Source organism: Variovorax sp. P1_H2, from assembly GCF_056405295.1.
Window position 1 is genome coordinate 27,001 of record NZ_JBFUCJ010000069.1, and the last position, 11,249, is coordinate 38,249.

Annotated in this window: 11 protein-coding genes; 5 read left to right on the forward strand and 6 right to left on the reverse strand. The window is 65.5% G+C overall.

Going from position 1 to position 11,249, the window contains the following annotated elements; all coding sequences use genetic code 11:
• Positions 1–129: 129 nt before the first annotated feature.
• Together AC1D2E_RS21785 and AC1D2E_RS21790 are read left to right on the forward strand one after the other, a co-directional pair.
• Positions 130–951, forward strand: a complete 822-nt coding sequence (locus tag AC1D2E_RS21785) for an IclR family transcriptional regulator (RefSeq protein ID WP_478199320.1) — start codon at positions 130–132, stop codon at positions 949–951.
• A gap of 223 nt (positions 952–1,174) precedes the next feature.
• Positions 1,175–1,327: a hypothetical protein gene (locus AC1D2E_RS21790; protein WP_478199321.1), complete on the forward strand. Its 153-nt coding sequence runs from the start codon at positions 1,175–1,177 to the stop codon at positions 1,325–1,327.
• Between the two features lie 388 nt (positions 1,328–1,715).
• Here AC1D2E_RS21790 and AC1D2E_RS21795 read toward each other — a convergent pair whose 3' ends face one another.
• The 5 genes from AC1D2E_RS21795 to AC1D2E_RS21815 form a co-directional block, all read right to left on the reverse strand.
• Positions 1,716–1,883 (reverse strand): hypothetical protein, encoded by a 168-nt coding sequence (locus AC1D2E_RS21795; protein ID WP_478199322.1) that lies wholly within the window; start codon positions 1,881–1,883, stop codon positions 1,716–1,718.
• Positions 1,884–1,903: 20 nt separating this feature from the next.
• Positions 1,904–3,322, reverse strand: coding sequence for an aldehyde dehydrogenase family protein (locus AC1D2E_RS21800; RefSeq protein WP_478199323.1), 1,419 nt, complete (start codon positions 3,320–3,322; stop codon positions 1,904–1,906).
• A 42-nt stretch (positions 3,323–3,364) separates the two neighbouring features.
• The gene (locus tag AC1D2E_RS21805) at positions 3,365–4,246 is read right to left on the reverse strand and encodes a PhzF family phenazine biosynthesis protein (protein WP_478199331.1); all 882 of its coding nucleotides are present in this window, start codon (positions 4,244–4,246) and stop codon (positions 3,365–3,367) included.
• A gap of 94 nt (positions 4,247–4,340) precedes the next feature.
• Positions 4,341–5,069, reverse strand: coding sequence for a transporter substrate-binding domain-containing protein (locus AC1D2E_RS21810; RefSeq protein ID WP_478199324.1), 729 nt, complete (start codon positions 5,067–5,069; stop codon positions 4,341–4,343).
• Between the two features lie 40 nt (positions 5,070–5,109).
• Entirely contained in the window at positions 5,110–6,294 is a 1,185-nt protein-coding gene (locus tag AC1D2E_RS21815; RefSeq protein WP_478199325.1) for a pyridoxal phosphate-dependent aminotransferase, read from the reverse strand.
• A gap of 207 nt (positions 6,295–6,501) precedes the next feature.
• Between AC1D2E_RS21815 and AC1D2E_RS21820 the strand changes: the two genes are divergently transcribed.
• From AC1D2E_RS21820 to AC1D2E_RS21830, 3 genes are all read left to right on the forward strand, one after another.
• Complete coding sequence (locus AC1D2E_RS21820; RefSeq protein ID WP_478199326.1) at positions 6,502–7,935, forward strand: aminotransferase-like domain-containing protein; 1,434 nt, start codon at positions 6,502–6,504, stop codon at positions 7,933–7,935.
• A gap of 63 nt (positions 7,936–7,998) precedes the next feature.
• A complete protein-coding gene (locus AC1D2E_RS21825; protein ID WP_478199327.1) occupies positions 7,999–8,940 on the forward strand; it encodes a LysR substrate-binding domain-containing protein in 942 nt (313 codons plus the stop codon).
• 126 nt (positions 8,941–9,066) lie between these two features.
• Positions 9,067–10,800 (forward strand): carboxylesterase family protein, encoded by a 1,734-nt coding sequence (locus AC1D2E_RS21830; RefSeq protein WP_478199328.1) that lies wholly within the window; start codon positions 9,067–9,069, stop codon positions 10,798–10,800.
• A gap of 225 nt (positions 10,801–11,025) precedes the next feature.
• Here AC1D2E_RS21830 and AC1D2E_RS21835 read toward each other — a convergent pair.
• Positions 11,026–11,249, reverse strand: a 224-nt coding sequence (locus AC1D2E_RS21835; protein WP_478199329.1) for a transposase, incomplete at its 5' end; no start/stop codon positions are given.

An 11,249-nucleotide genomic window follows, 5' to 3' on the forward strand; every position in this document is an offset into this window, starting at 1 on the left:
CACTCCTTTGAGGTAGGGGCCTCGTCTGCCGACCCGATGGCGTTAGTATGTGGCTAACGCGTCTTCTCCATACTAATGGTTTACCCCAGTCTAATGAAGTTGTTAGAATCAAACCGTTAGGAGACATCCATGAGCGCACTTGAAAACGAAAGCGGCGAATCAAGCTCTGAGAAGGAACGCAGGGGCATCCAGTCCATCGAGGCGGGTGGCCAGTTGCTCCTTGCGCTCKGTGCGCAGGGGCGCCCCATGCCCTTGAGGGAACTTGCGAGGGCCGCTGACATGGCACCTGGAAAGGCCCACCCCTACCTGGTGAGCTTCTCCAAGCTGGGGCTGGTCACTCAGGAGTCTTCGACGGGCTACTACTGGCTAGGTCCGACCGCGATGCAACTCGGTCTCGTGACCCTCAGGATGCTCAATCCGGTTCGCGAGGCCACGCCCTTCGCGGAGGACCTGGCGAGGGAGACAGGACACAGCGTTGCGCTGTCGGTCTGGGGCAATCAAGGGCCGACGATCGTGTATCTCTTTGACGCGATCTATCCTCTCCACACCAACATCCGAACGGGAACCGTCATGTCGCTGGCGGGCACGGCAACGGGCCGCCTCTTCGCCGCCTATCTGCCCGCCAAGCTGATCGAGGAATCGCTGCTTGAGGATGAGCGGCGACTGGGACCGGACATCGCCAAGCCTATCGACGCGACCGATCTGCAAGGCATGCTGAACGAGGTGCGCAAGCACGGCGTGTCTCGCTCAGTGAACAACCCCACCCCCGGCGTCTGCTCCTTCGCCGCACCCGTCTTCGACTATTCAGGAAACATCGTGCTGGGAGTCACGCTGATGGGCCGCTCGCGATCTTTCGATACGGACTGGACTGGCGCGCAGGCGAAGGCTGTGAAAGCATGCGGCGTCAACGTATCCAAGCGTCTCGGGCATCAGCCCTTGCGCACAAGTTGAGCTTCTGCCCGCCGACGCAACACCTCGCAATCCGTCTCTCTGCTGCGCCAGCGCATGCTCGACGACGATCGCATCGGCAAACGCGAGGCAACTGGCACCGGGATTGAGAAAGCGACGCGGACCTCAGGCCAATCCAGACGCACGTGAATCCGAGTCGCTTGGAAGTCGTCTCCGTACAGACACGCAAGGCCTTGGCCATGGGTCCGTCCTAGTCCGGATCGAAATGGGGACCGCACAGGCGCTGGCGTCGGCGGCGCAGATGAAGGTCATCGAGTTCCACACCTGGAACTCGACAGCGAAGAACATCGGCGCGCCGGGCTTCGACTACGACACCGTCAAGGGCTTCTCGCAGGCCGTGGTGGCACAAGCGCGCTAAGGCAGCTTCGCAGCGGTTGCAGTCTTTCCCGGCCGCTCGGCGAACTCACGCTGTGAGGCCGACTCCGGTCATTCAGGTGCCGCGAAGATCTCTGAATCGACGACCGGTTCCTGGGTGATGCCGACATAGCCCGCTCGAGCGGCCGGCGCCGCCGGGTCAATCACGTGGCCGCTACTCACAGGCCGCCGGAGTGGCAGTCCGGGGCCGAAGGGGCTGTGCGCACCGCCGCAAAGCAGACGCTGCGATGCCGTCAGTACAAGCCGTGCCTTCGTGCGAACAGTTCGCACACGTTCGCCGAGCCTGTCAGGGTCTTGCCAAAGCGGCTCAGCGCTAGCCGTCGTCTTGCATGGCCCCGCAAGCATGAGCGATGGCGGCAAGCACTCCGACATCAGCCACTTTGATGGTCGGATTGGCGATCGTCTCTGCATGGACGAGCTTCGTGGATGGCCCCTGTGGTGGCATCCGGGCTGTTTCCCGCGTGCACGGCCTGGCTGTCGAACGAGAGACTTGCGGGCTCCTTCTTGTCGGGTCGTTGCGGAACGTTGCTGCTGTCCATGAAATGCCTCCTGGGCCAATTCAGACCTGGTTCGCCGTCCTCCTGATGCACACGACCTTCGGCTGCGTCATCTCCTCGTAGGCGAACCGCACCCCCTCCCGACCGAGGCTGCCGTACTTGAAGCCCCCGAACGGCATGGCATCGAAGCGGTAGTCCGACGAGTCGTTGATCATGACGCCGCCGGCCTCCAACGTCTGCGCAGCTCTGAGAGCGGCGTCCAGGTCGTTGGTGAAGATGCCCGCATGGAGGCTGCACTCCGGGTCGTTGGCGAGCGAAAGCGCCTCCTCAAGGGTATCGATCCGTTGAAGTACGACGACGGGGCCGAACACCTCCTGCCGCCAAAGCTCGCTGTCGAAGCTGACGCCCTCCAGCACCGTCGGCGCGTAGACCGCGCCATCCAGCGAGTTGCCGCATAACAGCGTCGCTCCCAGGCGCAGCGCAGCGTCCACCACGGCCTTCACCCGCGCAGCCGCTTGCCGCGTGATCATCGGTCCGACGTCGGTGTCCTCAAGCGCGGGGTTGCCCGCCTTGATGGCCTGGGTGCCATCGACGAAGCGCCTCCTGAACTCCTCATAGATGGACGAATGGACCAGCAGGCGTTGCGTACCGATGCAGTTCTGGCCAGCGGCCCAGAACGCGCCGGATATGCACGACTCGACCGCGTCCTCAAGGTTGCAGTCGTCCAGTACGATGACTGGTGCGTTGCCCCCCAGGTCCATCGAGAGCTTCTTCAAACCCGCGGACCGGGCGATCTTTTCTCCAGTGACGAAGCCGCCCGTGAAGGAGATCATCCTGACGTCCCGCGAGGAGACCAGTGCTTCACCGAGGGCTGCACCCCCGGTGGCGACCGACACGACGTTGGGCGGCAATCCCGCGGCCACCAGGTAGCGGACAAGCTTGATGGCCGACAGAGGCGCAAGTTCGGACGGCTTGAGGATCACGGCGTTGCCTCCAGCGATGGCCGGCCCCAGCTTGTGCGCCGCCAGGTTGAGGGGGTCGTTGTAAGGCGTGATGGCGACGATGACACCGATGGGTTCTCGCGTGAACCAGCCCTGCCGGTTCTCCGAACCGGCATACGCGTCGAACGGGATCACTTCACCCGCGTTGCGCCGCGCCTCTTCGGCGGACAGCCTGAGCGTGTTCACGCAACGCAGTACCTCCTTGGCGGCCTGCCTGATGGTCTTTCCGACCTCGGCGACGATCAGGTCGGCAAACGCCGCCTTGTCCCGCTCCACGAGCGATGCGCAAGTGTCGAGCACGCGGGCTCGCTCGTGCCGGGACAGGGCACGACAGGCGCGCGCACCTTCCCTTGCGGTTCGGAGCATGGCCTGTGCGTCCTCCGGCGGGATGTTCGTGACGACGCCGACCTCGACGCCATCGAAGGGATTGATTACCGCGATGCTGCTGCACGCGGAGTCGGAGAGTTCGATAGTGTTCATCTTGAAAGGCAAGGAACTCGTTGGCCGCTCAGGCCCCTGGTCCTACAGCGAAAGCAGGCCATCCACGCAGGTGATGCACGAACCGCCCACGCGGACCTGGCCGTCCGCGTCGACTTGCACCTTTACTCGCCCATCCCGTCCGACGCGGCGTCCCTGAGCGGCCACGTACGCCACGCCACCCGCCGGCAGCAGGCCGCGCTCCCACTGGAAGGCTGCCACGCTGGCATTGCCGCTTCCGCATACGGGGTCCTCCTCGACCCCGCACGACGGCGCGAAGGCGCGGACTTCCATTGCCACGTCCCCTTGCGGGTACCGGCCAAATACGGTGAGGCCTGTGACGCCAAGACGGCGCTCGAGTGCCGCCAGCCTCGCGAAGTCGGGCTGCAGATCAAGCACGGCGGCCGCGTCGGTCATCGGCAGGACGACCCAGATTGCACCCACGTTCACGATGGCCGGCGCGGCCTCGTGGTTCAGCTTGCATCCCAGGATGAGCTCGAGCTCCGCAACATCAGCGGCTGACAACGGATTGATGCGCGCGGACGGCAGGGCAAATGTGAGCTGGCGGCCGTCGGCCCCGTCCTCCATCGTCACGTCGACGAGACCGATGTTGCACTGCTGGACCAATCGACCGCCTTCGCGCAGGGTGGCCCGTCCCGCTTCCAGGATGGCATGCGCGCTGCCGAGCGTCGGATGTCCGGCAAAGTCCAACTCGCTGCGCGGTGTGAAGATCCGCAGGCGATAGTCCGCCTCGGGTGTCGTTGGCGGCAGGACGAAGGTCGTCTCGGAGAGGTTGGTCCAGCGCGCGATGGCCTGCATGGCCTCGGCTTCCAGGCCGTCGGCGTCGAACACGACGGCCACCGGGTTGCCGGCCAGTGGCCGGCTCGCGAAGACGTCCACCACCTTGTAGTCATGGGAATGCTTCATCTTGACCTCCATCCTGTACTCATGATCTGCGGCGACACGGCCGGCTTGGCGGAGCAACCTTGCCGGGGCGTCGGCCTTGCCTTTCTCGCCCGCCTTACGCCGAGCTCTTGGCGGGAAGCACGCTGTCGATCTCTGTCTGCGTGATCCCGTACTTCGCCATCCGGGCGCGGTGGTCTGCAGAACCGAGATACCTGCGCAGCTGCTCGTTCACGGCCTGCAGGAGGCCGTGATTGCCCTTGTCGAACGAGAAGGCGCCGACAGGAACCTTTGCGTGCTCGCCCACCTCATGCGCGACCGCCTCCAGCGCCGGGTTGCCGTCAGCCGCGGCTCGGTTCCCGACGGCCGTACCCGCGAATGCGTCTATCTTCCCGGCGACCAGCGCAGCGACGGCTTCGGGCTGGTTCCTGAACACCGCAATCTGGCCGTCGCCCACCCCCGCCGACTTGGCCGATTGAAGCTGCACCTGGCCTGCAATGATCCCCAGCCGCGCATCGCCACGCGCCGCCAATGCCTTGTAGCTCGTGAGTGCCTTGGGATTGCCGGGGTGCACCAGGAATCCGTCGCCGACTGCCCAGACCGGCAAGCTGAATGCGACGTGCTGCGATCGCTCCGGGGTCACGAAGATGGGGACATTCATGTCCCAGTGGCCCTGCTGCACGCCGGGCAGGAACTCGTCGAACGACACCGGCATGTGTTGGATCGAGGTGACGCCGATGGCGCGAAGCACGGCGTCGGCCAGTTCAATGTCAGCGCCCACGACGGAACCGTCTTCGGCAGTCCAGTAGTAAGGCGGCTCTTCGATGTAGGCAATGCGTACCTTCATGGGTGCACTCGACAGGTTTCAGGGTGAAGGGATCGGACCATCATGCGCGCGGTCGGGCGTCGGCTGGCCGATACGCGACAGCGACATCCAGCACCGTCGAAAGGGCGGAAAGTGCAGGGGCCAGGCGTCCAGGCGGCAGGTACCCGAAACCGAGCCGGAAGACGCGGTCGCTCTCGCCGAACCACGCGCCTGACGCCAGTTGCAGATCATGCCGAGGCAACAAGTCCCAGAACCGCGAGACGGCAGCAGCATCGAACTTGTCGGTGCGAAGGCGCAGGCACCACAGGGCGCCAGCGTCCGGGCGGATCCATTCGACGTGCTGGCGTTCGGCCTCGCACCAGGCCGCCATTTCCCCGAGCCCTTCGGCGAGCAGCCGGCGGCGCGGCCCGAGCACGCTGTCGCGATGGCGCAGCAGTGCAGCGGCCAGCGCCTCGTCGAGCACCGAGCCGGAGATCACGGTATTCATCTTGGCGACGACCAGGCGCGACCTGAGGTCCGCATCTGGGACGGTGAGCCAGCCCGTGCGCAAGCCGGGCGCGCCCAGCGCCTTCGACACAGAAGCGCCCGTGACGATGCGCGGATGCAGCCCCGCGAAACTGTCGGGCACCGCTTCGTTGCCGTAGGTGGCCTCGCGATAGGTCTCGTCGATGAAGAGGATGGCCTGCGGCGCCCGGCTTTCCAGCAACGCAATGAGCTTTTCGACAATCGCGCGAGACGTCCGGACCCCGCTGGGGTTCTGCGGCGAAGCGAGACTGACCAGCTTGGTCTTCGGTGAAAGGCTGGCCGCGAGTTCGTCCAGATCAAGCTGGTAGCGGTTCTCGAACGTCAGCCTGATCTCGCGAACATTCACTCCCGCGCCGAGAAGACAGTCGCGGCTCGGCGGAAAGCACGGTGTCACGAGGACCGCCTCGTCGCCAGGTCGGCAGACCTCGAAGGCCAGCAGGAAGAGTCCCAGAGCCGTGCCCTGGGTCGTGACGACCTGCTCGGCAGGCACGTTGCAGGCCTTGGCGATCTCCTCGCGTAGCTCGACCGCCCCGGCAGACCGGCCGTAGCCAAGCTTCAGGCCGCGCAGGGTCTCCAGCCCGGCCAGGTCCAGCACGTCTCCGACCGTCAGGTCCTGCGATGTGCTCTCCGCCAGGTTGAATGGTCGATTCACGTCGAGCAGGGAAATGATCTCGTTGTAGGGGAATCTGCCTTGCCATTCCTTCTTTTCAAGCACTGTCATTTGTCTCGCCTTGCACTGCTGTGTGAGCCGCCCGATGTGGTCAATCACCTGCCCCGGGGCGCGTCGGGTATCAAGCAATGAAACGCATCGTAGCGGTCGCCAGGCAACCAGAACAGCCACAATTTTCTTATTGTTCGACCAGCACAATTTGCGTGCGCTTCAGAGCCGTTTCGCCGACAATCGAGCCCGCCCCTCTACGAGCTCGCGATGGACGCAGAAGCTACCTACCTCTACGAACAGCTGGCCGACCTCATCGTCAGCACGGTCGACAACGGCACGCTTGCGCCAGGCATGCGCCTGCCGTCCGTGCGTGCCATCAGCGAGCAGCACGGCATCAGCATCTCCACGGTGCTGCAGGCCTATCGCTTGCTGGAAGACCGCGGCGTTCTGGTCGCGCGGCCACAGTCCGGCTTCTACGTCGCTGCCGCGCAGGGTGGAACGCTCGCGCTGCCGTCCACGTCGCGCCTGCGTTCAAAGGCGTCGACCGTGTCCATCAGCGGAGCCGTCTCCGCCCTGCTGGAGCACGCGTCCAACTCGGCGCTCGTGCCGCTCGGCTGCGCCGTGCCGGACACGGCGTTGCTGCAGTCCCACCGACTCGACCTGGCGCTGGCGCGTGCCGCGCGTCAGCACGGCGCGCGCTACAACGTCTACGGTGCGCCGCGCGGCGACCTGCGGCTGCGCCGTGAAATCTCCAGGCGGGCGATGCGCATCGGGCATGCGCTGTCGCCGGACGACGTGGTCATCACCAATGGTTGCACGGAGGCCGTGACCCTCGCGCTGACCTCCGTCGCCAAGCCTGGTGACACCATCGCGGTCGAATCGCCCACCTACTTCGGGCTTCTCCACACGCTGGAGGTGCTCGGCCTGAAGGCCCTGGAGCTTCCCACCGATCCGACCCGCGGCGTCAATGTCGACGCGCTCGCCCGGCTGCTCGACACGGAACCGGTGGCGGCCTGCATGCTGTCGTCGAGCTTCAGCAACCCGCTGGGCTCGTTGATGCCCGAAGCACAAAAGCGCGAACTGCTTGCGCTGCTCGCGCGGCATGCCGTACCCCTGATCGAGGACGACGTCTACGGCGAAATCCACTTCACGCGCGAGCGGCCCAGGCCGTTCATCGCGCTCGACGGCGGCGCCAACACGATCTACTGCAGCTCGTTCTCGAAAAGCCTCGCACCCGGATACCGCATTGGCTGGATCGTGCCGGGCGCCTTTGCGCAACAAGTGATGGATCGCAAGCTTGCATTCAGCCTTTGCAGCCCCGTTCTTCCTCAGGTCGCACTCGCAGACTTTCTGGCCAGCGGCGCCTATGACGCGCACATGCGCCGGCTACGCCGCCTGCTTGAAGAGAACCTGCTGCGCCTGACCCGCACCATCGAGGCGAGTTTCCCGGCCGAGACGCGCGTCAGCCGGCCCGCTGGGGGATTTGCGCTGTGGGTCGAACTGCCCAAAGGGTTCGACTCCCGAGTTCTGTTTGACGAAGCGCTTGAACATGGCATCTGCTTCGCGCCGGGGGACGTCTTCTCCGCAAGCCGTCGATTTCGAAACTGCCTGCGCTTGAGCGCTGGCAGCGTGTGGAGCGAGCGAATCGACAAGGGGGTTCGGCGTCTCGGCGAGCTCGCTCACGCTCAGTTCTCGACCTAGAACCGCTACAGTCCGCCCCAGACGATGGCGTCGCCGGACGCCCGGTATCCCAGAAAGACCCGAATGGATGAACTCAACGGCGTCGTCGACGAACTGATTGCGCTCGTGCTCGTGGTGGAAGCCGGCGGCTTCAACACTGCGAGCATGCGCCACAACATTCCCGTGTCCAGGTTGAGCCGCCGAATCGCGAGCCTCGAGAAGCGGCTGGGAGTGAGCCTGCTGGTGCGCAGCTCCCGGCGCTTCAGGGTGACGGAAATCGGCGAACGCATGGTCCAGCACGCCCTGGCAATTCGCGCCGAAACCCGCAGAGCGCTGGCCGTGGCGCAGGACACGCTGAAGGAACCTGCCGGCCACTTGCGCGTGTCGTGCCCGAGCGCCATCGCCGCGGGCTTGGTCGGGCGCCTGTGCATCGAGTTCGTCAAGCGCCATCCGAAGGTGACGTTGACGCTCGACTCCACCGACGGACGCCCTTCGTCCTCGGGCGAAGCCGCCGACTTGCTGATTCGCCCGATCATCGACACGCTGCCCGATTCGAGCATGGTGTCGCGCAAGCTCGGCGACTTTCCATACGCGCTGGTTGCGACGCCGGCGTTGTACGAATCGCTGGGCCAGCCCGCCACGCCGCAAGCGCTTGCCGCGCTGCCGGACGGGTGCCCCGCCATCGGCTGGACCTTCAGCCCGCAGCCTTCGCGCTGGCTGCTGCGCGGGCCCGGCGATGCAGAAGTCGAACTGGACGTGCAACCGCGCTTCACCAGCGACAGCCTGCTGCAGATCCATCAGGCGGCGTTCGCGGGGATCGGCATCGCGCGGCTGCCGCTTGCCTTGTGCGGCAAGGACCTGGAACAGGGCCGCCTGTGCCTGGTGGCGCCAGGCTGGGCGCCGCCGACCATCTCGATCCACGCGCTGTATCCGTCGCGCCGCGACCTCACGCTGGCGGGACGGCAGTTCTTGGCGATGCTGGTGGAAGCCACGGAGCCCTATTCGACAACGAGAACGATGCGCTGACGACTTCGATCGAAACTGCAATTTCAGAAAGCTGCGTTCCATTCACCGGGTGTCATCACGCGGTCATCGCTCCTAGCATCGGCCGCAAGTCGGGTCCGCTGTGGAGCCGGCGACCAGAGGACGACGATGGCGCATCACGAGAAGTTCAGTTCCTTCCCTGCCCGGCCCGAGGCCCGGCGGCGGTTCATCCAGGCGGCCGGCGCTTTGATCGCGCTGCCGCTCGCAGGTTGCGGCGGCGGTGGAGGTGGCGGGTTCTCGGCACCTTTCCCAGCCACCAGCACAGCCGCCGGACAACCGGGCGCCGCGCCGGTCGCAGATACCACCTCGGGGCGACTCAAGGGGCAGCTCAGCGGCAGCGTCGCGTCGTACCTCGGCATTCCGTATGCGCAGCCACCGGTCGGCGCCCTGCGCTTCCAGTCGCCCAAGCCATTCAAGCCTGTCTCCGACGTGCTGAACGCAGACAGCTTCGGCGCCGCCAGCCTGCAGACCTTGCCGCCCTACGTCACCTGGATCTATCCCCTGCCCACGCAGCAGAGCGAAGACTGCCTGACGGTCAACGTGTGGGCACCAGCCAACGCCACGGCAGCGCCGGTGATCGTTTGGCTGCACGGCGGCGCCTGGCGCACCGGCGCCACCAGCATGCCGTTGATGAACGGCCAGGCGCTGGCGGCGCTCGGCGTGGTTGTGGTCACGGTCAACTTCCGGCTGAGCGCGCTGGGCGGTCTTTCGCACCCAGACCTTGTCGATGCCGACACCGGCAGCGTTGCGAACTGGCAGCTGCAGGACCAGATGGCCGCGCTGCAATGGGTGCACCAGAACGCCGCGGCCTTCGGCGGTGACCCGAACAACATCTGCCTCATGGGGCAATCGGCCGGAGCTACCAACGCGGCGGTCATCGCGCAGAACCCCGCGTATCAAAAACTCCTGCGCAAGGTAGTGCTGCTGAGCCCGGCCAGCAACGCAGCGCCGGGAGGCTTCAGCCTGAGCRACGCCGCGGCCTACACCGAGCTGTTGGCCGCACGCCTGAACACCACGCCCCGGGGCCTGCGCGACGTGCCGGCCGCCACGCTGCATGCGGCGGAGATCGCGCTCAACGCGCTGCCTTTGCCAGCCGCGATCACGACCGGTCGCAACTCCAAGTTCATCCCGATCGTGGACGCGCAGTTCTGCCTCGCGGACTGGACACGTACCGAGTGGCCCGCCGACCTGCCGGTGGTCATCACGACCACGCTGACCGAGGGCGCCTTCTTCGTCGACCTGGTCGATCCCGCCACCGGCAAGGCGCTCACGGCGCCCCTGCCACAGGACGACACGCAACTTCTGCAAGCCGTCACCTCGCTCACCCGCTCCGCCGCGGCGAGCAGCCAGATCGTCGCGAGCTACCGCCAGGCCGCGAGCAACGAGGCTCGCAGCACGGGCGCAGCCGACCTGTGGGTCGAGATCTACGGCGACTTCGCCATTCGCAACCATTCGGTACGCTACGCCGGCAAGTTGGCCAGCGAAGGCAAGGACGTGCGCTTCGGCACCTACGCGCACGCCCTCAAGGCGCCGGGATACGGCACGCCGCATTGCGCCGACCTGCCGCTGCTGTTCGGAACCTACGGGCTGGACTACTACAAGGACAAGGTCGGCAACGGCGCTGCGGAGGCGCAACTGTCGGCGGCCATGACGTCGGCACTCGTGAGCTTTGCGCGTGATTCGCAGGCCGCGGCATTCGACGTCTTCACCGCCTGGCCGCGCTATGGGGGCCCCTTGGCGAACGCGGTGCGCATGGGCGAAGGCAACAGCGGCGGCGTGGCGATCGGCACGGTGCCCAAGCTGGCGCAGCTCGCCGTCTGGGACGCTATTCTGGGCTACTGAAGTGCCGAGCTGCGCATTGCGGCGGTGTTTCCTGGCCGATATGGAGCGCGTCGTGCCGTGGATGCCACTGATTGCCGTGACTTGCCGCTGCACCTACGAGCGGACGCGTTGGCGCCCTAGGAATCCCTCGGATCGGTGCTTCGCGACAAAAAATCCAGGACAAGGATTTCCACTCGTGACCTGTCAAGGGCAGCCGCGGGCAGTACTGTTCGCTAGTCCACTGAATCAGAAGAATTGGCGGTATCGACGATTCGGATCGTCGTACTTCCACTTGATCGGCTTTGGGTCTTTGTTGTGCGCGCGGATGTAGCGCATGAGCTTCTTGTCGAGGTCCTTGACCGAGGTGAAGATGCCTCGACTGATGACGTCTCGCTGGATGCGCGAGAACCAGTTTTCCACTTGGTTGAGCCAGGAAGAATAGGTCGGCGTGTAGTGGATCTGGACATGCT